This is a genomic window from Pragia fontium (assembly GCF_900638655.1).
Taxonomy (GTDB): domain Bacteria; phylum Pseudomonadota; class Gammaproteobacteria; order Enterobacterales; family Enterobacteriaceae; genus Pragia; species Pragia fontium.
In genome coordinates this window covers 1,917,539-1,943,626 of the sequence record NZ_LR134531.1, presented here as the reverse complement: position 1 = coordinate 1,943,626, position 26,088 = coordinate 1,917,539, and the positions used below count along the sequence as shown (strand labels likewise).

Here is a 26,088-nt window from a genome sequence, read left to right as displayed (position 1 = left end):
TAGGCAAAACGATGAGCGATTATTTATTGCTTTTTGTCGGCACGGTTTTTGTTAATAATTTCGTCTTGGTTAAGTTTTTAGGTTTGTGCCCTTTTATGGGGGTATCTAAAAAACTTGAAACCGCTATCGGAATGGGATTAGCAACAACATTTGTGCTGACCCTCGCGTCAATCTGCGCGTGGTTAGTTGAAAATTATATTTTACAACCGCTAGGGCTGAGCTATCTGCGCACGCTGGCGTTTATTTTTGTTATTGCTGTTGTGGTTCAGTTCACAGAGTTAGTCGTGCGTAAAACCAGCCCGGTTCTCTATCGTTTACTGGGTATTTTCTTACCACTAATTACCACCAACTGTGCGGTATTGGGTGTCGCTTTGTTGAACGTGAACCAGTCACATAATTTTATGCAATCGACTATTTATGGTTTTAGTGCTGCGGTAGGTTTTTCATTTGTGATGGTTTTATTTGCCGCTATCCGTGAACGTTTAGCTTCCGCTGACGTGCCCGCACCGTTTAAGGGCTCATCTATAGCTCTGATTACGGCAGGATTAATGTCGCTGGCATTTATGGGTTTCACCGGATTGGTAAGGTTCTAATGTTTTCTCTGTGGTCCAGTATTATTGTTCTGACGCTACTTGCCTTAGTGTGCGGCGCTATTTTGGGTTTTGCCGCGCGCCGTTTTCAGGTAGATGCCGATCCGATCGTGGATAAAGTCGAAGCGCTATTGCCACAAAGCCAATGTGGGCAGTGCGGCTATCCTGGTTGTCGTCCTTATGCCGAAGCCGTGGCGAATGACGGTGAAATGATCAATAAATGTGCGCCCGGTGGCGAAAACGTGATGTTAAAGCTGGCGGATACGTTGGGTATTGAGCCTCAGCCTCTTGACGTAACCACCATGGAAACCAATCCACCTCGCAAAATCGCCTTTATCGATGAAAGCAACTGTATTGGCTGTACCAAGTGTATTCAGGCGTGCCCGGTTGATGCGATTGTCGGTTCAACCCGAGCCATGCATACGGTCATTATCGATCTCTGTACCGGATGCGATCTTTGCGTTGCTCCCTGCCCAACCGATTGTATAGAAATGCGCCCCATTGAACCTACTACGGCTAACTGGAAATGGGACTTACAGTCTATTCCAGTAAAAAATATTGAGACAAATTCACATGTTTGATCTGTTTGCTAAATTTAGAAAAACCAAAGTTTGGGATTTCAATGGCGGCATTCATCCTCCAGAGATGAAGGATCAAACACGTCTGATACCCATTAAACGCTTTGGTTTACCGAGCCAGCTGATTATTCCACTGCAGCAACATCTTGGACCATCAGGCGAGCTATTAGTAAAAAAAGGCGACTATGTCCTTAAAGGGCAGCCGTTAACCGTTGGTAAAAACAGAACACTTCCGGTACATGCCTCTACGTCTGGCGTGATTACTGATATTGGTGCTTATCCCAGTACTCATCCATCCGCCATACCCGAACGTTGCATTTCCCTAAAGCCAGATGGTCTGGACACGTGGTTTGATCGCTGTCCATTAGCTGACTACCAGAATTATTCGCCAGAACAGTTAATTGCCCATATTCATCAGGCCGGCATAGCGGGATTAGGTGGTGCGGTATTCCCTACCGCCAGCAAAATTAACGGCGCGCTTAGTCGCATTCATACCCTGATTATCAATGGCGCAGAATGCGAACCCTACATCACTGCCGATGATCGTCTGATGCAAGAGTACGCTGACGAGTTGCTTACCGGATGTGAAATTTTACGTCATATCCTGAAGCCCAGCGAAATCCTGATTGGTATTGAAGACAATAAACCAGAAGCTATCGCTAGCTTAAATAAAGCGTTACAACGTAACGAAAACCACAATATCTCAGTCCGGGTGATTCCAACTAAATACCCGTCTGGTGGTGCCAAACAGCTAACTAAGATTTTAACCGGCCGGGAAGTCCCGCACGGTGGTCGGTCGTCAGACATTGGCGTTTTAATGCAAAATGTAGGCACGGTTTTAGCTATTAAACGCGCGGTGATTGACGGTGAACCGCTAATTGAACGTATTGTGACATTAACTGGCGATGCTATTGCAGATAAAGGTAATGTTTGGGCTTTACTGGGCACACCGATTTCCGAATTACTTTATCAGGCAGGTTATCAGCCCCAACCACAACCAATGGTTATTATGGGCGGCCCGTTAATGGGATTTGCCCTGCCGGACCTCAATGTTCCAGTCATCAAGATGAGTAACTGCCTCATTGCGCCTTCAGAGACAGAAATTGCGCCGCCGGAACCAGAACAGTCATGTATCCGCTGTACTCAGTGTGCTGATGCGTGCCCTGCCGGACTGTTACCTCAACAACTCTACTGGTTTAGCCGCGGTAAAGAACATGAAAAAGCGCGTAACTACAATCTGTTTGACTGTATTGAATGCGGCGCTTGCGCTTATGTTTGCCCAAGCAATATTCCACTGGTGCAGTATTACCGTCAAGAAAAAGCCGAAATTAGGGAGCAGGACGAACAGGCGGAACTGGCCCGTATCGCAAAAATACGTTTTGACGCGAAACAAGCGCGGATGGAAAGAGAAAAGCAGGCGCGCATGCAACGCCATAAGCGAGCAGAAACCAAGCTGGACGCTGACGATAACCAAATGATTCAATCGGCGCTTGAGCGCGTTAAAAGTAAAAAAGCGGCGGATAAATCCGAAGAAGCTCTACAACCAACGATTAAATCAATCAATGGGGAAGTTTTACCTGATAACCGTGCAGCAATTGCCGCCCGACAAGCCAGAAAAGCTCAGCGCCAAAATCAAGTAGAACAAAGCAATCTATCGGTAACGTCTGAAACGCCATCGTCTACAGAATCCGATCCGCGCAAAGCCGCTCTGGCAGCCGCGATTGCCAGAGCCAAAGCTAAAAAAGAACAGCAAAAGCGGGAAAGTCAAAGCAACACTGATACGGCAATATCCACAGATAGTCAGGAAGCCTCAGCCGAAATCATTGACGATCGTAAGTCTGCCGTTGCCGCCGCCATTGCCCGAGCTAAAGCGCGTAAAGAGCAGCAAAAACAGGCACCGGATACAACACCGCAGTCGACTGCACCCAGCGATGATCGTCGTAAAGCCGCTGTTGCAGAGGCGATTGCTCGTGCTCAGGCACGTAAACAACAACGACAATCTCCAGAGCCACAAAAAACGGTTACCACTGTTGAAACACAAAACCAGACGGATGATGATGAACGCAAAGCTGCCGTTGCTGAAGCTATTGCCAGAGTGAAAGCCCGTAAAGCACAGCAAAAAGCGCTGTTAACTACATCAGGTAAAGAATAAATGTCATTTCGCATAACCAGCTCGCCCTTTTCTCATAGCCAGCAATCTACCCAAAGGCTAATGTTGCTTGTTGTTCTGGCTTGTCTGCCGGGGATCGCGGCTCAATGGTACTTTTTTGGTTATGGTAATTTGATTCAGATAGCGTTAGCGATAATTGTCGCGCTTCTGTCAGAAGGTCTGGTCCTCAAGCTACGCCATATTCCTGTAATACCAAGACTAGCTGACAACTCAGCACTATTAACCGCCCTGCTATTAGGAATCAGTATTCCTCCTCTGGCGCCTTGGTGGATTATCGTTATTGGCACTTTCTCTGCCATTGTTATCGCTAAACAGCTCTATGGCGGTCTGGGTCAAAACCCATTTAATCCAGCCATGGTTGGTTACGTTATTCTTTTGATCTCTTTTCCGATCCAAATGAGCAGTTGGCTACCACCGGAGCCGCTTCAGGCAACCCATATTGGTTTTATTGATACGCTGAGCATCATATTTACTGGACACAGCCAAAGTGGTGATGATGTCTTTAAATTGATGCTGGGTATCGACGGTGTCAGTCAGGCCACTCCACTTGATACGCTGAAAACTGGATTACGTAGCGGGCATACGATGGCGGAAATACTCAGCCAACCTATTTATGACAGCTTGGCTGGGATCGGTTGGCAATGGGTCAATGCAGGCTTTCTGCTTGGTGGGCTATATTTGCTATGGAAAAAGGTTATCCAGTGGCACCTTTCGCTGAGCTTTTTGTTAACGCTGACCATTATCTCTACCCTCGGTTGGCTGCTGGACCCGACACATAATACCGCCCCTTGGTTCCACCTGTTTTCTGGGGCCACCATGCTTTGTGCCTTTTTTATTATTACCGATCCGGTTACTGCTTCTACCACGGCAAAAGGACGAATTATTTTTGGCGCATTGGTCGCGGTATTAGTCTGGCTTATTCGTAGTTATGGCGGTTATCCTGACGGCGTGGCCTTTGCTATCCTGTTAGCGAATATTACCGTACCGTTAATCGATCACTATACTCAACCTCGCGTTTACGGACATCGTTAAGGAGCCATTATGCTGAATACGATGAAAAAACACGGATTAACATTAGCGTTGTATGCAGCGCTAGCGACAGGCATAACTTCTGCGGTTTATCTATTAACTCAGCCGACCATTGCGCAGCAGGCAAGCTTACAACAAAAAGCCCTGTTTGATCAGGTGCTTCCTCCATCAATGTACGATAATCAATTGCAGAATGAATGTTACGTTGTCACGGATTTGGCATTAGGATCAACTAAACCACATCGATTATTTATCGCCCGTAAAGGTTATATGCCGGTGGCCGCCATATTGGAAACCACGGCACCTGATGGTTATTCTGGGGCAATTCAACTGATGGTAGCGGCCGATTTTAATGGTCATGTTCTTGGGGTGCGAACGCTGGAACATCATGAAACACCGGGTCTAGGTGATAAAATAGAGCTAAGGATTTCTGATTGGATGACTAAGTTCGCTAATCAAACAGTAGAGAGTGATAACGATCCTCGCTGGGCGGTACGCAAAGATGGTGGTATGTTTGATCAATTTACCGGTGCAACCATTACGCCAAGAGCCGTGGTAAAAGCGGTTAAGCAAACTACTTTGTATATTCAGCAATACCATCAACAATTTGAATCACTCCCACGCTGTGAGGCGCAGTAAATGAACGAAATAAAGAATTTACTCAATCAAGGCCTATGGAAAAACAACTCAGCCTTGGTTCAACTTTTAGGGCTATGCCCCCTGTTGGCCGTCTCATCTACAGCAACAAATGCTTTGGGACTTGGGCTGGCAACCACCTTAGTGTTAATTTGTACCAATATTGCCGTTTCTGCTTTACGTCGCTGGGTTCCGCAAGAAATTCGGATTCCCATCTACGTGATGATTATTGCCTCGGTCGTTACGGTGGTTCAATTATTAATTAATGCCTACGCCTACGGTTTATATCAGTCGTTAGGGATCTTTATCCCATTAATTACCACCAACTGCATTGTGATCGGCCGAGCTGAGGCCTATGCTTCGCAGAATCCGCTATCCCTGTCTGCAATCGACGGTTTTGCCATGGGAATGGGTGCAACCTTTGTGCTGTTTATTTTAGGGGCCATGCGTGAAATTCTGGGGAATGGGACATTATTTGATGGCGCCGATACGTTATTGGGTGAATGGGCCAAGGTATTACGTATTGAAGTCATTCATTTGGATAACGCCTTCTTACTGGCGATGCTTCCCCCTGGCGCATTTTTAGGACTCGGTTTTTTGCTGGCGTTTAAATATGTTATCGATGAAAAGTTAAAGGCCTATAAACGTCGTACCGCCGAACTAAAAAATGAACCGCTGAATAGCGAAAAAAAAGAAATTATGAATAGGGATATCTCAGTTTGAATCAGGCAAAACGCATTGAAATTTTAACTCGATTACGTGATAACAATCCAACGCCGACTACAGAGTTAGCTTTTTCCTCACCTTTTGAACTGCTTATTTCGGTGCTACTCTCTGCTCAGGCGACTGATGTTAGCGTGAATAAAGCCACGGCTAAACTGTATCCGGTCGCCAATACACCAGAAACCATTCTGGCATTAGGCGTTGATCGATTAAAAGATTACATTAAAACGATTGGCCTGTTTAATAGTAAAGCAGAGAATGTCATTAAGACCTGCCGAATCCTTATTGAACAACACCATAGTCAGGTTCCGGAAGATCGCGCCGCGCTGGAAGCCTTACCTGGCGTTGGACGTAAAACGGCCAACGTGGTGCTGAATACCGCATTTGGCTGGCCAACCATTGCTGTCGACACTCATATTTTCCGCGTTTGTAATCGTACTCGATTTGCCCCAGGAAAAACCGTTGAACAGGTAGAGGAAAAGCTGATTAAAGTCGTTCCGGCAGAATTTAAAGTGGATTGCCACCATTGGCTGATTTTACATGGTCGCTATACCTGTATTGCCCGTAAACCCCGCTGTGGCTCTTGCCTGATCGAAGATTTATGTGAGTTCAAGGAAAAAACCGAAGAATAGTGCATTTAGTTTTCAGTTTCATAACATATATCAAACATACTATAGACGCGCTAGAATGCTCAGGTTCGTTCATTAACTTGTTTAATCAACAGCGGAGAAGTCTTGATGAAATTATTTTATAAGCCTGGAGCTTGCTCGTTATCTCCACATATCATTCTCAACGAAGCCGGACTGAACTATTCAGTAGAAAAAGTCGATTTGGCGACCAAAAAGACCGAACACGGTGACGACTTTCTGCAAATTAACCCTAAAGGTCAAGTGCCAACGCTACAATTAGATGATGGCAGCATTCTGACCGAAGGTGTGGCTATTGTTCAGTATCTTGCCCATAAAGTACCGGCTAAGCACTTAATCCCTGCGGTAGGTACACCTGAGTATTATCACGCCATTGAGTGGTTAAACTATATCTCAACTGAGCTACACAAAGGTTTTAGTCCGCTGTTTACTCCTCAAACGCCAGAAGAGTATAAAAAAATAGCGAAAGAGAGATTGTTAAAACAGTTTACCTATGTCGACAGCGTACTACAGAAGCACCAATTTATTTTGGGCTCTACCTTCAGCGTAGCAGATGCGTACCTGTTTACCGTCACTAACTGGGCCGCCGTGGTTAAACTTGATTTAAGCCATCTGAGTGCGTTAGCTGCTTATATGAAGCGCATTGCGGATAGACCTGCCGTCAACGCCACCTTAAAAGCGGAAGGTTTGAAATAATATTTAGTCTGATTAAGAGTAAAGTAAAAAACGGGCCTTATGGCCCGTTTTACATGGAAAAGCTGTTAACTAACTTAAAGTTTAATCGCCGGGAAATGATGTTCTGGGTTAACCATTTTTTCCTGAGCAGCCACCAATTGCAGTTCATACTCACCTCTTCTCTGGGTTTCCAGCATCACTTCGTAAACCGCAGCCGTCACGTGTTCCAGTGCTTCAGGTAAAGACTTTTCCAACAGGAGATTAACTAGTAAAAGTCCACTGGTGATATCCCCGACACCAACCGGTTGGCGTGGGCCAAAATCGACCAATGGACGATTAATATGCCAAGCCTCATCAGGAGTGACTAAAGCCATCTCAAAGCAATCCGCCCGGTAACCAGCTCGACTCAGATGCTTAACCAAAATCACCTTCGGCCCTTTTTTGCATAGTTCACGTGCGGCACTGACAACTTCATCTACCGTGGTAATTGTTTTTCCACTCAGAATCTCCAATTCCAGCAAATTAGGTGCCATCATATCGCTAACCGGCAACGCTTCATTACAGAAGAACTCCGAAACACCTGGCGCAACAATACATCCCTTTTCCGGATGCCCCATCACAGGATCGCAGAAATACAAGGCTTTCGGATTAGCCGCCTTCACTTCAGCCACAACCTCAAGAATGCTTTTACCTTGCTCTGGAGAGCCAATATATCCACTCAGAACAACATCACAGCGAGATAATTGATTAATCTCGCTAATTCCCCGCACGATATCTGTTAAATGGCTCGCTGGCATCACACAGCCTTCCCATTGCCGATATTGCGTATGGTTAGAAAACTGTACCGTATTGAGCGGCCATACATTCACACCCATTCTACGCATTGGAAACTCTGCCGCACTGTTCCCGGCATGCCCATAAACCACATGGGATTGAATGGATAAGATATTTTTCATTTTGGAAATGTCCCTAAACAAGAAAGGTATATTATGGTTATTGTGTCAGATATCAGGCGGTTTACGCTATGTATAATCCAAAAAATTCGGCCGCTTAGCGGCCGATATTATGAAATAAAATTATTTCCTGACTATTTCCACAGAATCAAACAATAATGTTTTTTACCACGACGTAATAAAGTATAACGATTAAACAAGCGATCGCCGTCGGTAAAGGTATACTCTGGGCTCGACTGTTTTTCACCATTAATCGTTACCGCATTTGAGCTAATCATGGTTCTTGCCTGACCACGTGAAGGGACTAATTCAGCCGTTACCAACGCCTGTTGTAAATCAGCATCATTCTCCAGTTCAATCGCTGGCATACCATCCTGCGCCAATTGCGCGAAGTCATCCTCAGTAATATCAGACAAATTACCTGAGAATAAGCTCTGAGTAATACGCTGGGCCGCTTCCAGTCCTTGTTCGCCATGAACTAAACGCGTCACTTGTTCAGCTAAAACATACTGTGCACGAGGAGCTTTACCGCTGTTTTTATCCTCTTCTTCCAGTGCATTGATCTCTTCAATGCTCATAAAAGTGAAGAACTTCAAGAAACGATAAACGTCAGCATCCGCAGTATTGATCCAGAATTGATAGAATTTATATGGACTGGTTTTCTTCGGGTCGAGCCAAATTGCGCCCCCTTCAGTTTTACCAAATTTAGTGCCGTCAGACTTAGTGATTAAAGGAACGGTAAAACCATACACCTGTTGCTGATTCATGCGACGTGTCAGATCAATCCCTGAGGTGATGTTACCCCACTGGTCTGAACCACCAATTTGCAGTTCAACGCCATGTTCTTTATTCAGACTGGCAAAGTCATAAGCTTGTAACAGGTTATAAGAAAACTCGGTAAAAGAAATACCGCTGTCATCGCGATTCAGACGCTGCTTAACCGCTTCTTTATTAATCATGGCATTGACAGAGAAATGTTTACCAATATCCCGTAGAAAGGTCAGTACTTTCATGCCACCAAACCAATCGTAGTTATTGGCCATTTTGGCGCTGTTAGTACCGCAGTCAAAATCCAGGAATGGAGAAACTTGCTGACGGATCTTGTTCACCCAATCCCCAACGGTATCTTCAGTATTCAGTTTACGCTCTGCCGCTTTAAAGCTAGGGTCGCCGATCAGCCCGGTGGCGCCACCTACTAATGCTACGGGTTGATGGCCCGCTAATTGAAAACGTTTTAAACACAACAACGGAACCAAATGACCCAAATGCAAGCTATCAGCGGTAGGATCGAAGCCACAATACAGAGCGATAGGCCCCTGTGCCAATCGTTCTGATAACGCCTCTTCATCCGTGACCTGGGCTACCAGCCCACGCTCTTGCAATTGTTTAATCAAATTGTTCGCCATTGGTACATAACTCCGTTGTTATAGATTGCGATAATTTATCTGTTTACTTATCGCTGAATAAAATAGTTTAAAGGAACTGGATAGCATAAACCTCACTTAACATATTGACCAGTGCTTAAGGCGCTAAACGGTCAATATTCCAGTGATTTTCTGTTCGTTGATAAACGAAACGATCGTGCAGACGGTTAACGCCACCTTGCCAAAACTCAATTTCATCAATACTGATACGAAATCCCCCCCAAAAGCTGGGCAGTGGCACTTCTCCCTGAAGAAATTTTTGTTTCAGTTCAATAAATTTACTTTCCAGTACGCCCCGGGCCGAGATACGAGAAGACTGCTGGGAGACCCAAGCTGCAATTTGGCTATCTTTTGGACGGGAATGAAAATATTTTAATACTTCCAGAGATGACAGGCGCTCCGCCTGACCAGAAACGATGACCTGTCGATCAAACGCATGCCATGGAAATAAGAGGCTAACCTGATTATTTTGTGCAATTTGCTGCGCTTTACGACTTCCCAAATTGGTATAAAAGACAAATCCTTGATCATCGTAATGTTTAAGTAAAACTATCCGCTGAGAGGGGCGCCCGTGTTCATCAACAGTTGCAACACACATTGCCGTGGGATCGGGCAGCTTCGCCTCACAGGCTTGTTTTAACCAGAGCTCAAAAAGCGTGAGCGGATTTTCAGGCAAATCTTTACGGCGTAAACCACCCTGAATGTATTCCCGCCGCAAATCTGCAATATTATTGGATTGATTAGGCATACCAGAAAACCTGTTGGACTCTACGTTGCTTTATCTTGCACTTACAACCACAGGATTTCAAACATTCAAAAAAAGAAAACAATAAAAAACCAATCAATTAAGGGAGCAGATTACAGTCATTAATGATGATGTCATCATTATGCATCACCATCGCACTATTCCCTTTCGACCAGAATGTATACTCACTATCACTGTATTTGGCTCCGGAAGCGGAGATAACCTGATTCAATAAGCGTAACTTACCATCAATAGTTAGTTGAAGATGTTGCTTTTCATTATCCAGGATAACAGTTAACAAGTGTTGTTTTTCACATTGATAGGTCAAGGTTGTTTCTACTGCCTGTGACTCAGTTGTCGAACTATGACAACCCATTAATACCACTGCCGCTAATCCAAGCATTAACTTTTTCATCCAACTCCCTCAATATTAAATATCGATAATCAACGTAACCTTTATATTTTATAACATAAAAATGCAGGTTATGGTGTATAAATTGCACCCAGCACTGTTGGTTTACTGGCTCCGGTTACCGCAGGTAAATTACCCGGTAAACCAGATACGGTACGAGCAGCTAACCAAGCGAAAGCAATAGCCTCCATATCATCACCACTAATACCATAATTATCGGTTATATCGACTCTTGTATTCGGTAACTCTTCCGCCATTCGTGCTATTAATAGAGGATTTCGAGCGCCACCACCACAAACTAATAACCTATCACATCCCCCCACCGCTTTAACGTGACGAATAATGGTCTGTACCGTTAATTCAGCTAATGTTGCCTGTATATCCTGTGGTGATACGTCCGAAAATGTTGTCAATAGCTGATGCAACCACTGCAGATTAAAATGTTCTCTACCGGTACTTTTCGGCGCGGGTAAATTAAAGTAAGGGTCAGACAACATTAAAGATAATAAGCCATTGTGAATATGGCCCTGACGAGCCCATTGGGCATCTTTATCGTATGGCTTGCCTTTCTGTTGTTGGATCCATGCATCCATCAACATATTTCCCGGGCCAGAATCAAAACCGGTCACTGCTGCATCTGGTGCCAATACGGATAAATTAGCAATACCACCGATATTCAATACAATTCTACGCTCATAAGGAACGGCCAATAATGCCTGATGAAAAGCAGGGACTAATGGCGCCCCCTGCCCACCAAATGCCATATCTTTACGGCGAAAGTCGCCTACCGTAACAATACCAGTCATTGCGGCAATGCGATTATTGTCACCCAGTTGCATAGTAAATGGATAAGGACTTTTCGGCTGATGCCAAACAGTTTGACCATGGCAGCCAATGGCAATAACCTCTGATGCGGCAATGTGATTATTGCTTAATAAACCGAGTACGGCTTCAGCAAACAGGAGCCCTAAACGAAGATCTAACTGACCGACTTCAGACAGCGTTGTTGTCTGCCCCTGACAAACAGATAAAACATCTGCTTTGATATCATCAGGCATGGGATGAAAATAACTGACTCTTTGCGTAACGCTACTCTCACTAATATTGACCAGAGCAACATCAACACCATCCAGACTAGTTCCTGACATTACCCCAATATAGTTACCTGTTTTTATCATTAATACGTTTCCGTTATTTCTGAAATAACCTAAATAATCAGACTAGCATTAGAACAAAAACATTGACGATTGCCATCTAAAAAGAAGAAGAATATTGAAAAGAGTTTCAGGGGATCTGATGCACACCTCCGCAAAGAGGTGCTTTACCGTTAAATATCATATTGATATTTTAATTGAATATGCCGTTAACTAAACTACTTACCTGATAGATCAGCAATATTCTTCTCAAATTTATTGATCAGATTAACAAATATAGCTAACTCTTCGTCTTTCACATCGCGCAAGATGCCACTGCGAACCCCGTCAACTACACCATTTACCTGATTTATGATTGGCTTAGCTTCTTCTGTTAAATTAATTTGTTTTGCACGACGATCGCATGGACATGGGTCTCTTCTTACATATCCCATACTTTCTAATTGGTCTAGTGTACGCACTAAAGAAGGTTGTTCAATCCCTATGGCTTTAGCTAATTGTATTTGTGACTGATTCAATGGTAAGCAATTTAAATAGTAAAGCGTAATCCAATGAGTTTGAGTTAAACCTATTGGCTTGAGTTGCAAATCAATAATACTACGCCAACTACGTACTAATCGTGCAATATCTGCACCCAACGTATATTCAATCTTAGAATTCATAATGTAGTCCGTTAATCAGTAAAAGTGAATGATATTGTATGATTGCTAATTATGACTTTTTTCAATGCAAAATGCCTAACAAATAAAGCATTAAATGAGAATTAATTTTCACAAATATGATTTCGTCGACAATTAATGCGTTTCAAATCGACAGCAATATTTTGAATATATAAAAAAATCATTTAATTTCAAAATGATAAATAGAAATAAAAAATCATCGATTTAAATAAGGCTCATTATTATATTAATGTTAAATAATAACGTATGAAAATAAACGCCAACTGAAAATGTTGGCGTTATATAGTAACGAATGTTATTAATGTTAATGCATTTTAAAATATATATGACAAGTTACTTGATTACACCACAAGCCGTTCTTGCCCCACCACCACCTAAAGGCTGTGGATTATCTGAATGATTATCGCCACCAGCATGAACCATTAAGGCAAGACCTTTAATTTGATCGATAGTCTTTAAGCGTGGTGCTAACACTGGATCGGTTGCGATACCCTCAGCATTAACATAAATTGCTGGTAAATCACCCAAATGCCCGTTTGCATATGGGCCTAAATGTTGCCCCGTTTTTTGCGGGTCCAAATGCCCACCAGCGGCTAATGCTGCCACGGCTTTGCCATCTTTGGTTCCTGGCTCACAGCTTCCCTTTTCATGTACGTGAAATCCATGGATGCCCGCAGGTAGTGATTTGAGATTGGGGGTGAAAAGTAAACCATAATCAGTTTCACTGATAGTTACCGTTCCAATTGACTGTCCGATTCCTTCAGCGGAAACACTATTAACGGGAACCTCAACGCTAGCAGCCTGAACGCCAGCACATGCCACCAGAGCAGCTAAAGCGGTTAAATAACGTTTCATTGTTTATCCTTTTATGATGATCGCTTATTTATCTAAGCGCTAATAGTATGATTGATACCACAAAAAAAATGCAGTCATATCATGGCACGGAGTGATCGGAATCACGTTGAATAGGCAAAAGCTGGTTGCTACGGTAAAGAAGATAACCGTAACGAGTTGAATTACTTTAGAATAAGGAAGGTTGTTCGGGAGGCGTATCCTCGTTTTCCTGCGCTTTTTTATTACGTAACATTTTGCGCCGATAGCATAAGCGCAACACTTCTCTTTTTTGTGCGTCATCCATAGACATCCATTTAAAGCGTTCATCCCGGCTTCTGAAACACCCAAGACAATACCCTCTACTATCGCTTTGACAAACGCCGCGGCAAGGTGAAGGGATCTCAAAAAATTCCAGTTGCTGTAACATAATGAGGCTCAATTAGCTGTCTTTGTTTAGCAAAATAATTGTTATTAATAGGTAATAGATTGAACTATGATAAAAAGCAAGAAGTTTGTTGTACTACGGATTAATGGTTGGTTCCGTCACTCCTCTGATAACAAACAATAAAAGTGTCAGTCCGGTATACTGGTTTTGTACTATTTAACTAAAAAATCAATTTAAGCTTTCATGCTCAAGGGGATAACAATATGCGTTTACTTCATACCATGCTACGAGTCGGTAATTTACAGCGTTCTATCGACTTTTATACTCAAGTGCTCGATATGCGTTTACTGCGCAGCAGCGAAAATACTGAATATAAATACTCACTGGCCTTTGTCGGCTACGGTGATGAAAGCCAAGGTGCAGTTATTGAATTAACCTATAATTGGGGCGTTGAAAGCTATGATATGGGCAGCGCATTCGGTCATATTGCTTTAGGCGTTGATAACGTTGCTGCCACCTGTGAGCAAATTCGTAAAGCCGGTGGTAACGTTACCCGCGAAGCTGGCCCGGTAAAAGGTGGTTCAACGATTATTGCCTTCGTTGAAGATCCCGATGGCTATAAAATTGAATTGATCGAAAATAAGCAAGCCAGTCATGCCCTAGGAAACTAAGCCATTTCACTTCCTCATTGAATATCCCTGTATGTTCAATGAGGTTATTATCAGCCCATTCGGACCGCAGTTTTTATGTTCCATGATTATGCAGAGCATCAGTCAACAAAATTTGGCATAATGGCGGCTTGTAAATATTAAAGAATAGGTAGACATGGCTGATAATCATTCCAAAAACAGTTTAAGCGAGCGTTTTCGTGGCTTCTATCCGGTCGTTATTGATGTAGAAACTGCAGGTTTTGACGCACGTAAAAATGCTTTATTAGAAATAGCCGCATTTACCTTAAAAATGACCGACCAGGGTTGGTTGATTCGCGATCAATCACTCCATTTTCATGTCGAGCCATTTGAGGGTGCCATTTTATCCCCTGAAGCGCTGGCGTTTAATGGTATAGACCCCACTAACCCACTGCGTGGTGCGGTGAGTGAGTATGAAGCATTACACGCTATTTTTAAGATGGTTCGTAAAGGTCTCAAAGACCAAAACTGTAATCGAGCCATTGTTGTTGCCCATAATGCTACCTTCGATCATAGCTTTTTGATGGCGGCAGCGGAGCGCGCAGGCTTGAAACGCAATCCATTTCATCCTTTTGCTACATTTGATACCGCAGCATTAAGTGGATTGGTTCTTGGCCAAACGGTACTGGCGAAAGCGTGTATTACCGCAGGAATTCCTTTCGATAGTTCTCAAGCTCATTCTGCGTTGTACGATACCGAAAGAACAACCGAACTATTTTGTGAACTGGTGAATCGTTGGAAAAAACTCGGTGGCTGGCCACTGACGCCCGATCAGCAGGTTAGAGACTAATCGTAAAAAAGCCCCATATCATAGGGGCTTTTTTATCAACACTAATCGGTAAACTATTCTGCGTCTTGAGAATCGTCAGCCGCTTCCTTCAGCAAAGGCTGTAATTCACCACGCTGATACATTTCCAGAATAATGTCACAGCCGCCAATGAGCTCGCCGTTAACCCACAGCTGAGGGAACGTTGGCCAGTTAGCATACTTAGGTAATTCCGCACGAATGTCTGGATTTTGCAGGATATCCACATAAGCAAAACGTGCACCACAAGCAGATAGAGCCTGTACCGCCTGGGCACTGAAGCCACAACTTGGTAGCTTTGGTGAACCTTTCATATACAGTATGATTGGGTTTTCAGCGATTTGACGCTGAATTTTTTCTAGTGTCGTCATTATTTTGCTTCCTCAAGCAGACATTACGCTTATTATATGACTATTGTAACTGCTATATGAACAGGAAAAAACACCACGTTCTACAGGGTCTTATTGTAGCAGATGGATGGGATCTTACCTGACATAGCCTGTAATCAAAATACTCTATTAATTTTGTCTGGTTGCCCTGCTTTTCTGCTACAGGTTTACAACACTCTGAAAGCCGCTTGTCCCGGCCTTTCTGAACAAAAATCGGCTTTAGTCTTCCTGCCTTTTGCTATCTACCTCTTTTAATATAACAAAAAGTTGATAAAATCATTTGTTATAACAAAGTAACAACAGTTTTTTTGCAAATGACTCATGATTTATCTAACCAAAATTTATTTGGTTAATAAAATTAATGAGCGCCATGTTTTTATTGAGGAGCAATATAATGTCGTTTGAATTACCAGCCCTACCTTATGCTAAAGATGCCCTGGAACCACATATCTCAGCTGAAACGCTGGAGTACCATTATGGTAAGCATCACAACACCTACGTGGTTAACCTGAACAACTTAGTAAAAGGCACTGAGTTTGAAGGTAAATCTTTAGAAGAGGTTGTTTTAAAATCATCTGGTGGCATTTTCAATAATGCTGCTCAAGTTTGGAACCATACGTTCTACTGGAACTGTCTGGCACCAAAAGCCGGTGGCGAACCTACTGGCGCATTAGCTGATGCTATTAACCAAAACTTTGGTTCTTTCGCTGCATTTAAAGAACAATTAACCGATTCTGCCGTGAAAAACTTTGGTTCGGGCTGGACTTGGCTGGTGAAAAAAGCTGACGGTAAATTAGCTATCGTTAACACCTCTAACGCAGCAAACCCAATGACCAATGGTGATAAACCACTGTTGACCGTAGACGTTTGGGAACATGCTTATTACATCGATTACCGTAACGCGCGTCCTAAGTATCTGGAAAACTTCTGGGCACTGGTAAACTGGGCGTTTGTTGCTAAAAACTTGGGCTAATTTTTTTACCCAAAGGTGTCATCCTAAAACGCCGCACTAATGTGCGGCGTTTTTTATTCGCTAAACTTCCTAATCTAATAAATTTAAACAGGCGGCCCCTCTCGCGCCTCCAGCATCACCATAGCGAGCTTTTTCTATTTGGGGTAACGTTGCAATACCGTACAAGTATTGCGGCAAATATTCAGGAAGTAGTCGATAAATTTCATCAAACTGCGATAAACCGCCGCCAATCACTAACAGGTGCGGGTCAAATAACGTCAGAATGTTCCCTAGGTACATCGACAATACGGTAACATAGCGTTCCACATGAACTTTTGCTGCGTCATCGCCAGCATAATAGTTTTCAATAATTTTTACTGCGCTCAGTTTTTCATGATAAAAGCAGCTATAAATTCTCTCAAATCCCGGACCGGAAAGGTACCCTTCAAAACACCCAGTCTTACCGCAACCACACACGATTTCGGGCACTTTATTGGTCAGCACATTAGCTGCCGCAGTCGTTAAATTTAGGTGGCCTATTTCACCAGCAATGCCGTTTTTACCGGAAATAACTTTGCCATCGACCACAAAACCACCGCCCACACCAGTCCCTAGGATCATGCCTAAAACGGTTGGATATTGGCGAAACTCCGTATCCCAAGCTTCCGACAATGCAAAGCAATTGGCATCATTATCAATTCTGACCGGACGTTGTAAGCAATGGGTTAAATCGGCAACCAGCGGTTTATGTTTTGCTGCCGGAACATTGGTGGTAAAAACCGTGCCCTGCTTAGCATTAACAATTCCCGGAATACCAACGCCAACCTTTCCTTTACTATTAAACCGTTGATCCGCTTCAAGGGTAAGCTCGGTAAACGTCTGTAATAGTGCCTGATAATCATCTTTTGGGGTTGGTACTCGTTTTTGCCACAGCTGTTTTAGATGCTCATCAAATACGGCCAATTCAATTTTTGTACCGCCCATATCAAAACCATAAAACATCTTAATCTCCGCATTATGTTTGGCTGACCATCGAATTTATCGTTGTTATCCGTCAGCTTTACTTTGTTGTGCCATCAATAGGTAACCCCAACTGACTGATAAAATACAATCAGCAGGGATGAATAATCTTATTTAAAATCTCGGGTGATAATTCAATATATCTAACGTCAGTCACCATTTCACTAAGCTCCTCATGCGTTTCTGAAACATAATTTTTTCTGAATTCTGTCGGTGTCATCAGGTAGTATTTTTTAAACACCGAAATCAAATGCTTATGTTCACTGAAACCGCAGCTATGGCTAATATCGGTAATAGGAACCTGCGTATTTTTTAATAAAAATTTGGCACGGTTAATACGTACAAAAGACAAATACTCTTTAAAGTTATAACCACTAATTTTTTTAAATAACCGAGAAAAGTAGTGATAGCTGATACCAGCCCTATCGGCTAACTGGGTTAGATTCAATTCACGGCTATAATTATTATTGATGTATTCAATGCAGGTTTTGATTAGCTGCTCATCTTTTTTACTCGTAGATACCTGAAGATCGTCAAGATGCTCGCCGGCCTGCTCCAAATTAGCCAATAGCATATAAATCAATGACATTTTATGAAATGACACCGAGTCTGAAACATGTAAACAGTCCTGTACTAACGCAATAAAAGCGTCGCGAACTTGACTATCTTTTGCACGGTAATCAGCGGTGCCGTTAACATAATAGTTAATGAGCAGACCATGACTCAGATCGTCAAATAAGTTTGGTGAAAACTGAATAGTCAGCAGTAAACTACCTGGTTCCGAGGCTTCCAAAGAATGTATTTCATCATGGTTAATGTATAGCATTCCGCCGGCAGTTAATTTCATAACATTGCGATTAACCGTTATTGCAAAGCCCCCTTGCAGTACATAGATAAATTCGGAAGCGTTGTGCCAGTGAGGCTCACAATTGCGAAACTGGGCGGCAAAAATATTGATTTTTTCCTTATCAAACGTTACCAGCTCGTAGCCAGAAACCTCATTGTCTGACGCTACAATTTCCTGCTGCTGATTCAACTTTCTGGTAACAGAAAACGGGAACATAATCTTATCCTGAGTTAACATTGATTGGCGTATTATGAGTATCATAAAACAGCCAATGATACTCATAACAACATCAAAGATTTACCCGACCTCAATCTCTAATGCTTGTGCCAACTCTGTACGGGAAATCTCCAACTCTAACATCTCGGTCAATGTAATAAATAACCCACAAAACATCTCTGGTGCTATCTCTATTAACCTTTGCTTGGCAAGTTCGGTATCCAATTGGCTTTTACTCGCAATCAGCTGTGCTACGCGCTCAAATACCGGTGGATTCTGAATGAGCTGTACCAGCGATGAATCAGGCTTAATATGTGGTAAACGCACTGGAGCCTGAACCTGTAAAACATTGCTCAGCTCAATCTGCCTTGAGGATTTTCCTATGCACAATTGATATTCACCGCTCTCAACGACCCATTCAGCGTAAGCCGGATCGTAATAGGCTAAATCATCCCAATTTAATATCAGTTCTACCGTTTTTGTTTCCCCCGGCAATAAGGCGATTTTTGCAAAAGCCTTTAGTGCCTGCACCTCTCGACTTAAGCGAGAAATTGGCGGTATAACATACAGTTGAACCACTTCTTTCCCCGCATATTTTCCGCTATTGCTGATGTCCACATTGATGGTTAATTGCCCACCATCACTTAAATTTGAGGAAGAAAGATGCATATTACGATAATCAAATTGGGTGTAGCTCAAGCCAAAACCAAACGGAAAGCGTGGTGTTATTTGACGTTTATCGTAGTAACGGTATCCAACATAAATACCTTCTCTATAATGATGTTGTAGGTTATCCCCCGGATAACCCAAATAGGCTGGTGTTTCCTGCAAACTGTTCGGCACCGTAACCGTTAGCTTACCGCTGGGATTAACCTTACCAAACAGAATATCGGCAACCGCACGTCCCATTCCCTGACCCGCAAAGAACGTTTCTAATACTGCTGCGGCATTATCCAACCATGGCATCACCACCGAATCGCTGTTGGCTAATACCACCACCAGTTTTTTCTGTACCCGGGCAACTTCTTTAATCAGTACCTCATGGCTAGGCAAAATAGCTAAATCTTTACGGTCACCATTCTCACCATCTTCCCCTACCGCGGTACTGACAAACAAAATGGCAATATCGGCCTGCTCAGCGATTTGAACAGCTTTCTGCATCGCTTCTCTATTAACTTCGATATCGCCCGGCGTTCCGATCGCGTAGTGAATATCAAATTGTTCCCCAGCCACATCAAAAATTTCATCCAGTGGCCGATCCAAAACATAAGGAACGGTGGTAGCACAGCCGGAACCTTGAATTACCGGCTCTTGAGCCGGTTTTCCCAGCACAGCAATGCTTTTTACCTTTTGCGGCAATATGGGCAATGTTTCATCGTCGTTCTTTAATAATACGATGGATTCAGCGGCAATTTTTTGGGCTAACTGATGGTGTTCTTTGAAATCAACCTTCACACCAGTTTTCTTATGGTGCTCGAACTTCGCCAATAAATTTAACATGCGTTCACAAGCAGTGTTCAATGCTTCATCGGAAACCCGCCCTTGTTTGATGGCTGCCAGAAGTTCACTTTTATCGCGTTTACACTCGGGCATTGCCAGGTCATTACCGGCTAACAGAGACGCAGGGCGATCCTTGATGCCGTACCAATCGGACATCACTAACCCATCATAATGCCATTCATCGCGTAAGACCTGATTAAGTAGCCAAGAATTATGGGAGGTTTGTACACCATTCAATAAATTATAAGATGACATCACCGTCCATGGATTCGAGCGATCAATGGCTCGCTTAAAACCGGCCAGATAGATCTCCCTTAGGGCTCTTTCATCAACCACTGAATCCATTTCGGTACGGCGATATTCAGAGTTGTTACAGGCAAAATGTTTTAGGCTGGAACCGACGCCTTGATCCTGTAATCCGCGGATCAATGCCCCAGCGGTTTCACCGCTGACAATAGGATCTTCAGCATAATACTCATAGCCCCGACCGGCTAACGGCGTTCGGCGAATATTAATGCCTGGCCCCAACAATAAGCTCACCCCCATCGACTGACATTCTTTAGCTAAAGCCTGCCCCATCTGATAAGCCAGCGACAAATCCCAGGAACAGGCCATACTTGCACCATTAGGGAAACAGGTTGCCGGTTTGGATTTGCTAAACATCGCTTCCGAACCGCCCTTCTTATCAGTTGCGGCTTCATCTTTAGCGTCATCCGCATTGAGATTCACCACGGAGATAAAATCTTTAATGTTCCAGTTTTCACCCTGATCTATCTGACTGGAACTGTAGCGAACGCCATAAGTACCATCCGTCATAATAAAATCGCTAATACCATATTGCGGAAACGCCGTCGTACGCCATAAACCTTTCCCGCTTAACAAATCAACTTTCTCTTCAGCAGTCATTTGCTCAATAATGTGGCGAATTCTTTTTTGCATAATCGGTTATCTCAGGGTTAAAGCGCATTTTGTTTACGTAATTCGATTTTTTTCACAATGTTGACATAGGTCTTTTCATCGAGTTTGTAGAACAAAATAAAAATGAAGCCAAGAATGAACATCGCTGCAGGTACCAGCGTCATCATAATATTGATGCCATTTAAGGCGGAATCAGTGATCTTATCCGCAGAGTAATCGGAGTAATCTAACAACAACCCGGCCAAACCACCGCCAATAGCCATGGCAATTTTGGTGATAAAATTGAAGAAACCATAGATAGCACCTTCGGCACGAACCTCGGTTTTCCACTCAGCAAACTCAACGGTGTCGGCAATCATCGACCACATAGTGACAAACGCCATCCCCAGGCCCATGCTATAGATACAAATACAGGCCATGGTTAAATAAAGATTATCCTGCACAAACCAGTATTGAAAAATCAGCGCAACGGCGACAAATGCGGTGGCAAACAGCGTCAGCACTTTCTTACCTAACAGAGACACCAATTTTTCACAGAAAATGGTGCCAACAATATAGGCCGCAGTCTGAATGGCAAAGAATTTGGCGGTAAAGGCTTCGTCCTGTAAAACGTATTTAATAAAGTAAATCGCAATGGCCATCCATACCGTGTACGCAATGTAGATCGCTACGGTAAACATCGATAAATGCATTAACGGGGAATTACAATAAATAGCCTTAGCCATCTCTTTTAAGGTCGGCGGTGCGATATCTTTCTCAATCAATACCCGTTCTTTCGTCATACCAAAACAGGCAAGAAATAAGAATGTCGCCAATAAAGAGAAACAGCTTACGGCAAAGACATAGCCTTCTCGTGGCTCGGTAAAAAGCCCAATAAGATACTCAGCGTTAGTCGAAACGATCAAATAACCCACAATAGCCAATATAAAGCGATAAACCGATAACGATGCTCGAGAGCCTTCGTGTTGGGTCATCATATTAGTCATGGCTGAATAAGGGGTGTTAACGGCGGTATAGGCCATGCAATAGATGGTATAGGTGATTAAGGCGTAATAGAACTTCTGATCGGACTCAATTGAGGTAAAACACAATACGGTTAAAAACCCTAAAGGAATCGACCCAAATAATAAATAAGGCCTTAACTTGCCGTATCGAGTATTGGTTTTATCGACGATATAACCGATAAGAATGTTAAATACCGCATCAATAACTCGGGCAATAACAAAAATCAGGCTGGCCTGTGCCGCAGAAATACCGTAAATATCGGTATAAAAATAGAGCAAAAACAGAGAAACAAAACCAAAAGAGAGGTTCGAGGCTAAATCGCCAAATCCGTAACCTATTTTTTCTTTAATTCCGAGTACAACATAGCTTGTTGAGTTAACAGACTGTACATCCTTCATCCCAACGATCCTTATCTGTGTGAATGATATAACCGGCTTATTTCTATTACTTTGAACTCGTTATTTCCAACTGAGCGCTTTGTTTGCCATCATTTAATCAGCGAGACAAATATCACCATGAATTTAATCATGATCATGGATAAGCAAAGATAAAATAATCAATATATTCAAATTGATAATAGAAAAACATCCAGAACCGGATAGGCATCACGGCTCTGGATATGACGCAGTGGATTACTCGGTATACATCGCTTTTAAAGCTTCAATTTGTTGCTTAGTGATACCCATCTCTTTAAGCAAATAATTATCCACTGAACCGTACTTTTGTTTAATCAGATCCAAGGCCGCCTTAATATACTCCGGTCTGGACTGCTGAATAGCCAGAAAACCCTTAATCGCTTTAGGATCTTGATTAAACTCTTTACTCATGTCCTCAAGTTCTTTTTTATCAAACTCTTTGCGATACTCATTGGTCAATAAATATTCATTAACGATGGTTTCTTCCGGTACGCCTAATGCAGCCAGGAAGACCGCCGACACATAACCGGTACGATCTTTACCGCCGGCACAGTGCCATACCAAACCTTTTCCTTCCGCCGTTAACGCCGTCGACAGTATTTGCTTCATAGAGTCATGGCTTTTTGGTGCTTCAACCATATAAGCGTTGGTATCAACATAAAAGCTTTCGGCTCTTGGCGTACTGACAAAGTTATAGATCGTTTCTGTGGTATCCCAAGAAACGTCTTTATATGCCGGAGGAATATCGGGGATCTGGGTATGGAAATAAGTGATGCCATTCATAGCCGGGTCTGGTTTTTTAGCGACCTCATTATCATTGCGCAGATCGAATACGTAACCCATATTCATGTTATAGGCGACATAGTTATACCCTTCAGATTTTAGCTTATAAGGGGTATCCGCACGATACATCATGCCCCACTTGGTATAACGACCATCGACAGTTTTAAACCCACCAAGATCGCGCAGATTATCCAGCCCCTTAGCCGGAACTTTGCGTTCCGCCAAGGTAATGACGGTATTTTTATTGGTAGGCAGTTTGAATAGCGTGCGATGTTGCGGATTTGGATCGTCAAAGGTTACCGCACCCTCTTTGGCGATTACCTCTAATGCCGTTGACTTACCGGAAGCCACATCAACCCAATGAATGGTGACTTTGCCTTGTGTGGGCATATCCGCCCAACGAACAGTGAGCTGATTGCCATCACGCGTTACGTTACCATTTTGATTAATAAGTTGCTGGTTAATCGCAATTGCAGATGATTCCGTTTGGGCTGCATAGGCGGGATAACTAATAGTTAACGGAGCAAGAAGGACAGCGGTAAATAATAGCGATGATTTAATATTACTCATTATGCATACACTCCATCTATGTCATGGATTTATTATTATGTGAGTTACGCTTAACAGCGCAATCGTACATCTCTGCTGATGTAGGATGATTAAAGCATTAAAGATAGGGGTACAGCTTCCCGCTAATTGTGATTCCATGTCCGATTTTTTGTCATATCCTCACTTATTGCCAATACTGTGAATAAGCTCAACATTTAACAAAATAAATAATCTCTTTTGAGAAAAGAAACCTAAAATAGTAAAAAGCAATTTTTTTAAAATTAGCGAATTAATTTAAAACAAAAACACCGTATATATTAATACGGTGTTTATATAAGTCTACTGATTAATATCAATCAGTTATCTGATAAATAACCTGATGTGCTTCTTCCGGCGATGGTAACTCTAACTTTGCCAGCATGCGATCCATGACTTTATCTGGCACCATATACTCGCGTTCACGATTCTGCTGTCGCCATTTAGCATAAGGGACTTCAATATAGACGACCCTAACCCGTGCTTTATAACTGACAAATAAATTGATCAGCTGTTGGCGCATTTGATGAGTAATATTGGTGGCATTCCAGACAAAATCATCACCACGACGCAGCTTTTCCCGCGCCTGTTGCTTTGCCTGCTGAACTACCCAACCATTGGCTGCACTATCATCAGGATTGATCCTATGCTGACGACGAATATCATCCAGACTGATAATCGCTGCTCCACCACAGGCCTGTTGTATATATCGGTCTTTGCCCATACCCGGTAGGCCGCATAATAATGTGACCTGACTTTGATAATCATCATAAGGCTGATAGTTAACAGGCGCACCGTCTGTGGCAAAATAGCGGTAACGCGCTTCATCAGATGAAAATTGCCGCGCCTGCCGCCAACACTGTTGCTCATGGCAGTATAGGTTAAACAATTCAATGCGCCCCAGCAGCTCATCCACATCGGAGCATTGTCGCCCCAAAACATCAGCCTTAGCTAATAGTGATAGCAAATGGGTATCAACCCGCAGCGACGCAGAAAACAGCGCTTTTTGTGGGTCAGGCTTCTCCATCACCCAAAGCGGTAAGCCATGGTAACGCACTAATGCGGCTATTTGTTCACGAACGGCAAACGGCGCGGGAGAATCTTTAAACAAAATCTGCCTTGCCGTGAATTCGCCTTTACGAGCATGGCCTGGAGACACTATCCGGCCATCATGATCGACGCGAGTCGTGCTGCGTTTTTCCACATCATGCAACAGTGCCGCCATCCACAGAATTTCTTGTTCCTGCGGGGTTAATTGCTCATATTCCGCCATAGAGACTAAGGCAGCCAATACACTTTGAGTATGTACTGCAACATCCCCTTCAGCGTGATGCAGAGGATCTTGCAAAACCCCAGCCATATCAGTCACCCAAGAATAGCGTTCTGCCAAAAATGACCATGATTTATCAGCACTAAACATCCAGCTCATTTTGACCTCCTGCCGTATTTCTTTCGTAAACCAACGGGGCTCGCTGCCAATTTCGTTTCCAATGAATATCCGTTTTAACATGATTTTTACGCACATACTTAAACACGTTATGTGAAAAGTCTGCCACGGGATAAGCATTAAGGTTACGACTGACAATACCTTCCATTGAACAACGTTGTTGTGAATCCCATGACTCAAAATGACTATCGCGTTGAGCATGAGCAATAATCAGCTGGCTGAATTCGAACTGCCCGACCCCTTTCGTAGCTATGTTTACTTCGGGTATCAATGGAAAATCAAATAAGGCGGCATAAAACCTGACCTCTTCCCAACTCAACCACATATCATGGTGACGTATCGCAAATACAAAAAAGTAATCTTCCAACCGGCGATATTCAATGGAGTGAATGGCATACAGATTTTCGCCAAAAATCTCGATATCGCCTAAATCATCCTTAATCAATTGCCAGCGTTGGCGAATTTGCTGAGTCCAGGCAGACTGAGTTACAGCCCCATGGGAACGGGCAAATACGCCATATTTATTCAGACAGTTATTTTCACCATCCAGCTTTTCGGTATGAACCAACTGTGTAATATTTGATATATCGCGCCACCAATGATGATTGATACGATCGTCACTGGTGGTACCCGGAGAAAACGGGTAATGATAGGTTCTGCCATATTTTCTCGATTGCATGTTCATAATGCTGCTTCACTCTACTGATGCACATTATTTCATGACCAAGTTATTAAACGTTTCAATCCCGGCGCAGTAAGGCGCAAAAACAATCCATTCTCTGAAACTTATTCTTTGAAACAATAGTGCAAATTCATCTTACCCAAATGAGCAGATGTAATAGCGTAAACGGAGGGAATTTAACGCGGTGATATTTCGAAGG

Annotated in this window: 27 protein-coding genes; 11 read left to right on the top strand and 16 right to left on the bottom strand. The window is 43.1% G+C overall.

Annotated features, from left to right (window positions below; genetic code table 11):
- The first annotated feature begins 11 nt into the window (after positions 1–11).
- The 8 genes from rsxA (at position 12) to gstA (ending at position 7,069) form a co-directional block, all read left to right on the top strand.
- Positions 12–593 (top strand): electron transport complex subunit RsxA, encoded by a 582-nt coding sequence (gene rsxA, locus EL341_RS08435; protein WP_047782613.1) that lies wholly within the window; start codon positions 12–14, stop codon positions 591–593.
- Positions 593–1,171 (top strand): electron transport complex subunit RsxB, encoded by a 579-nt coding sequence (gene rsxB, locus EL341_RS08430; RefSeq protein WP_047780978.1) that lies wholly within the window; start codon positions 593–595, stop codon positions 1,169–1,171. The genes rsxA and rsxB overlap by 1 nt, the downstream gene beginning before the upstream one ends.
- On the top strand, positions 1,164–3,320 hold the full coding sequence (gene rsxC, locus EL341_RS08425) for an electron transport complex subunit RsxC (protein ID WP_074822908.1): 2,157 nt from the start codon (positions 1,164–1,166) through the stop codon (positions 3,318–3,320). The genes rsxB and rsxC overlap by 8 nt, the downstream gene beginning before the upstream one ends.
- Positions 3,321–4,370 carry an electron transport complex subunit RsxD gene (gene rsxD, locus EL341_RS08420; RefSeq protein ID WP_047780976.1) on the top strand — a complete coding sequence of 350 codons (1,050 nt, stop codon included), beginning with the start codon at positions 3,321–3,323 and terminating at the stop codon, positions 4,368–4,370. It abuts the gene before it with no gap.
- Between the two features lie 9 nt (positions 4,371–4,379).
- Complete coding sequence (gene rsxG / locus EL341_RS08415; protein ID WP_074822910.1) at positions 4,380–5,006, top strand: electron transport complex subunit RsxG; 627 nt, start codon at positions 4,380–4,382, stop codon at positions 5,004–5,006.
- Positions 5,007–5,726 (top strand): electron transport complex subunit E, encoded by a 720-nt coding sequence (locus tag EL341_RS08410; RefSeq protein WP_047780974.1) that lies wholly within the window; start codon positions 5,007–5,009, stop codon positions 5,724–5,726.
- A complete protein-coding gene (nth, locus tag EL341_RS08405) occupies positions 5,723–6,358 on the top strand; it encodes an endonuclease III (RefSeq protein WP_074822914.1) in 636 nt (211 codons plus the stop codon). Before EL341_RS08410 ends, nth begins: the two co-directional genes overlap by 4 nt.
- Before the next feature lie 105 nt (positions 6,359–6,463).
- Positions 6,464–7,069: a glutathione transferase GstA gene (gene gstA / locus EL341_RS08400; protein WP_047780972.1), complete on the top strand. Its 606-nt coding sequence runs from the start codon at positions 6,464–6,466 to the stop codon at positions 7,067–7,069.
- A gap of 74 nt (positions 7,070–7,143) precedes the next feature.
- Here gstA and pdxY read toward each other — a convergent pair whose 3' ends face one another.
- The 8 genes from pdxY to EL341_RS08360 all read right to left on the bottom strand — a co-directional run bounded on the left by pdxY (position 7,144) and on the right by EL341_RS08360 (position 13,677).
- A complete protein-coding gene (pdxY, locus tag EL341_RS08395) occupies positions 7,144–8,004 on the bottom strand; it encodes a pyridoxal kinase PdxY (protein WP_047780970.1) in 861 nt (286 codons plus the stop codon).
- Between the two features lie 131 nt (positions 8,005–8,135).
- The gene (gene tyrS, locus EL341_RS08390) at positions 8,136–9,407 is read right to left on the bottom strand and encodes a tyrosine--tRNA ligase (RefSeq protein WP_047780969.1); all 1,272 of its coding nucleotides are present in this window, start codon (positions 9,405–9,407) and stop codon (positions 8,136–8,138) included.
- A gap of 115 nt (positions 9,408–9,522) precedes the next feature.
- Positions 9,523–10,173 (bottom strand): pyridoxamine 5'-phosphate oxidase, encoded by a 651-nt coding sequence (pdxH, locus tag EL341_RS08385; protein ID WP_074822917.1) that lies wholly within the window; start codon positions 10,171–10,173, stop codon positions 9,523–9,525.
- Positions 10,174–10,270: 97 nt separating this feature from the next.
- Entirely contained in the window at positions 10,271–10,585 is a 315-nt protein-coding gene (locus EL341_RS08380) for an MliC family protein (RefSeq protein ID WP_047780967.1), read from the bottom strand.
- A 68-nt stretch (positions 10,586–10,653) separates the two neighbouring features.
- Positions 10,654–11,757 carry an anhydro-N-acetylmuramic acid kinase gene (anmK, locus tag EL341_RS08375; protein WP_047782612.1) on the bottom strand — a complete coding sequence of 368 codons (1,104 nt, stop codon included), beginning with the start codon at positions 11,755–11,757 and terminating at the stop codon, positions 10,654–10,656.
- A 197-nt stretch (positions 11,758–11,954) separates the two neighbouring features.
- Complete coding sequence (gene slyA, locus EL341_RS08370; protein ID WP_047782611.1) at positions 11,955–12,386, bottom strand: transcriptional regulator SlyA; 432 nt, start codon at positions 12,384–12,386, stop codon at positions 11,955–11,957.
- Between the two features lie 363 nt (positions 12,387–12,749).
- Entirely contained in the window at positions 12,750–13,271 is a 522-nt protein-coding gene (gene sodC / locus EL341_RS08365; protein WP_047780966.1) for a superoxide dismutase family protein, read from the bottom strand.
- 166 nt (positions 13,272–13,437) lie between these two features.
- Positions 13,438–13,677 carry a DUF1289 domain-containing protein gene (locus EL341_RS08360; protein ID WP_047780965.1) on the bottom strand — a complete coding sequence of 80 codons (240 nt, stop codon included), beginning with the start codon at positions 13,675–13,677 and terminating at the stop codon, positions 13,438–13,440.
- A 221-nt stretch (positions 13,678–13,898) separates the two neighbouring features.
- Between EL341_RS08360 and gloA the strand changes: the two genes are divergently transcribed.
- Together gloA and rnt are read left to right on the top strand one after the other, a co-directional pair.
- Complete coding sequence (gloA, locus tag EL341_RS08355) at positions 13,899–14,306, top strand: lactoylglutathione lyase (protein WP_074822919.1); 408 nt, start codon at positions 13,899–13,901, stop codon at positions 14,304–14,306.
- A 154-nt stretch (positions 14,307–14,460) separates the two neighbouring features.
- Positions 14,461–15,114: a ribonuclease T gene (rnt, locus tag EL341_RS08350; RefSeq protein WP_074822922.1), complete on the top strand. Its 654-nt coding sequence runs from the start codon at positions 14,461–14,463 to the stop codon at positions 15,112–15,114.
- A gap of 53 nt (positions 15,115–15,167) precedes the next feature.
- On the opposite strand, the gene EL341_RS08345 is transcribed toward rnt, so the two are convergent.
- Entirely contained in the window at positions 15,168–15,500 is a 333-nt protein-coding gene (locus EL341_RS08345) for a Grx4 family monothiol glutaredoxin (RefSeq protein WP_047780962.1), read from the bottom strand.
- A 412-nt stretch (positions 15,501–15,912) separates the two neighbouring features.
- Here EL341_RS08345 and sodB point away from each other — a divergent pair, with 412 nt between their 5' ends.
- Complete coding sequence (gene sodB, locus EL341_RS08340) at positions 15,913–16,491, top strand: superoxide dismutase [Fe] (RefSeq protein ID WP_047780961.1); 579 nt, start codon at positions 15,913–15,915, stop codon at positions 16,489–16,491.
- Positions 16,492–16,560: 69 nt separating this feature from the next.
- On the opposite strand, the gene nagK is transcribed toward sodB, so the two are convergent.
- The 7 genes from nagK to EL341_RS08305 form a co-directional block, all read right to left on the bottom strand.
- Entirely contained in the window at positions 16,561–17,472 is a 912-nt protein-coding gene (gene nagK / locus EL341_RS08335) for an N-acetylglucosamine kinase (protein ID WP_047780960.1), read from the bottom strand.
- Between the two features lie 109 nt (positions 17,473–17,581).
- On the bottom strand, positions 17,582–18,553 hold the full coding sequence (locus EL341_RS08330; protein ID WP_074822925.1) for an AraC family transcriptional regulator: 972 nt from the start codon (positions 18,551–18,553) through the stop codon (positions 17,582–17,584).
- Between the two features lie 81 nt (positions 18,554–18,634).
- Positions 18,635–20,992: a glycoside hydrolase family 3 C-terminal domain-containing protein gene (locus EL341_RS08325; RefSeq protein WP_126467555.1), complete on the bottom strand. Its 2,358-nt coding sequence runs from the start codon at positions 20,990–20,992 to the stop codon at positions 18,635–18,637.
- 17 nt (positions 20,993–21,009) lie between these two features.
- On the bottom strand, positions 21,010–22,374 hold the full coding sequence (locus tag EL341_RS08320) for an MFS transporter (protein WP_047780957.1): 1,365 nt from the start codon (positions 22,372–22,374) through the stop codon (positions 21,010–21,012).
- A gap of 234 nt (positions 22,375–22,608) precedes the next feature.
- On the bottom strand, positions 22,609–23,745 hold the full coding sequence (locus tag EL341_RS08315; protein WP_074822934.1) for a tyrosine-protein phosphatase: 1,137 nt from the start codon (positions 23,743–23,745) through the stop codon (positions 22,609–22,611).
- 331 nt (positions 23,746–24,076) lie between these two features.
- Complete coding sequence (locus tag EL341_RS08310) at positions 24,077–25,189, bottom strand: AAA family ATPase (RefSeq protein ID WP_074822937.1); 1,113 nt, start codon at positions 25,187–25,189, stop codon at positions 24,077–24,079.
- Positions 25,173–25,892 carry an RNA ligase family protein gene (locus EL341_RS08305; RefSeq protein WP_074822940.1) on the bottom strand — a complete coding sequence of 240 codons (720 nt, stop codon included), beginning with the start codon at positions 25,890–25,892 and terminating at the stop codon, positions 25,173–25,175. Before EL341_RS08305 ends, EL341_RS08310 begins: the two co-directional genes overlap by 17 nt.
- Positions 25,893–26,088: the final 196 nt, after the last annotated feature.

What these genes read in the sequence shown, in the direction of transcription:
- EL341_RS08310 (WP_074822937.1), bottom strand. Translation starts at nt 25,189, where the DNA reads ATGAGCTGGATGTTTAGTGCTGATAAATCATGGTCATTTTTGGCAGAA.
- rsxA (WP_047782613.1), top strand. Translation starts at nt 12, where the DNA reads ATGAGCGATTATTTATTGCTTTTTGTCGGCACGGTTTTTGTTAATAAT.
- EL341_RS08315 (WP_074822934.1), bottom strand. Translation starts at nt 23,745, where the DNA reads ATGAGTAATATTAAATCATCGCTATTATTTACCGCTGTCCTTCTTGCT.
- gstA (WP_047780972.1), top strand. Translation starts at nt 6,464, where the DNA reads ATGAAATTATTTTATAAGCCTGGAGCTTGCTCGTTATCTCCACATATC.
- EL341_RS08380 (WP_047780967.1), bottom strand. Translation starts at nt 10,585, where the DNA reads ATGAAAAAGTTAATGCTTGGATTAGCGGCAGTGGTATTAATGGGTTGT.
- EL341_RS08360 (WP_047780965.1), bottom strand. Translation starts at nt 13,677, where the DNA reads ATGTTACAGCAACTGGAATTTTTTGAGATCCCTTCACCTTGCCGCGGC.
- tyrS (WP_047780969.1), bottom strand. Translation starts at nt 9,407, where the DNA reads ATGGCGAACAATTTGATTAAACAATTGCAAGAGCGTGGGCTGGTAGCC.
- rsxG (WP_074822910.1), top strand. Translation starts at nt 4,380, where the DNA reads ATGCTGAATACGATGAAAAAACACGGATTAACATTAGCGTTGTATGCA.
- EL341_RS08330 (WP_074822925.1), bottom strand. Translation starts at nt 18,553, where the DNA reads ATGTTCCCGTTTTCTGTTACCAGAAAGTTGAATCAGCAGCAGGAAATT.
- EL341_RS08345 (WP_047780962.1), bottom strand. Translation starts at nt 15,500, where the DNA reads ATGACGACACTAGAAAAAATTCAGCGTCAAATCGCTGAAAACCCAATC.
- rsxC (WP_074822908.1), top strand. Translation starts at nt 1,164, where the DNA reads ATGTTTGATCTGTTTGCTAAATTTAGAAAAACCAAAGTTTGGGATTTC.
- pdxH (WP_074822917.1), bottom strand. Translation starts at nt 10,173, where the DNA reads ATGCCTAATCAATCCAATAATATTGCAGATTTGCGGCGGGAATACATT.
- sodC (WP_047780966.1), bottom strand. Translation starts at nt 13,271, where the DNA reads ATGAAACGTTATTTAACCGCTTTAGCTGCTCTGGTGGCATGTGCTGGC.
- rnt (WP_074822922.1), top strand. Translation starts at nt 14,461, where the DNA reads ATGGCTGATAATCATTCCAAAAACAGTTTAAGCGAGCGTTTTCGTGGC.
- EL341_RS08320 (WP_047780957.1), bottom strand. Translation starts at nt 22,374, where the DNA reads ATGAAGGATGTACAGTCTGTTAACTCAACAAGCTATGTTGTACTCGGA.
- gloA (WP_074822919.1), top strand. Translation starts at nt 13,899, where the DNA reads ATGCGTTTACTTCATACCATGCTACGAGTCGGTAATTTACAGCGTTCT.
- rsxB (WP_047780978.1), top strand. Translation starts at nt 593, where the DNA reads ATGTTTTCTCTGTGGTCCAGTATTATTGTTCTGACGCTACTTGCCTTA.
- sodB (WP_047780961.1), top strand. Translation starts at nt 15,913, where the DNA reads ATGTCGTTTGAATTACCAGCCCTACCTTATGCTAAAGATGCCCTGGAA.
- pdxY (WP_047780970.1), bottom strand. Translation starts at nt 8,004, where the DNA reads ATGAAAAATATCTTATCCATTCAATCCCATGTGGTTTATGGGCATGCC.
- rsxD (WP_047780976.1), top strand. Translation starts at nt 3,321, where the DNA reads ATGTCATTTCGCATAACCAGCTCGCCCTTTTCTCATAGCCAGCAATCT.
- EL341_RS08325 (WP_126467555.1), bottom strand. Translation starts at nt 20,992, where the DNA reads ATGCAAAAAAGAATTCGCCACATTATTGAGCAAATGACTGCTGAAGAG.
- nagK (WP_047780960.1), bottom strand. Translation starts at nt 17,472, where the DNA reads ATGTTTTATGGTTTTGATATGGGCGGTACAAAAATTGAATTGGCCGTA.
- EL341_RS08305 (WP_074822940.1), bottom strand. Translation starts at nt 25,892, where the DNA reads ATGAACATGCAATCGAGAAAATATGGCAGAACCTATCATTACCCGTTT.
- EL341_RS08410 (WP_047780974.1), top strand. Translation starts at nt 5,007, where the DNA reads ATGAACGAAATAAAGAATTTACTCAATCAAGGCCTATGGAAAAACAAC.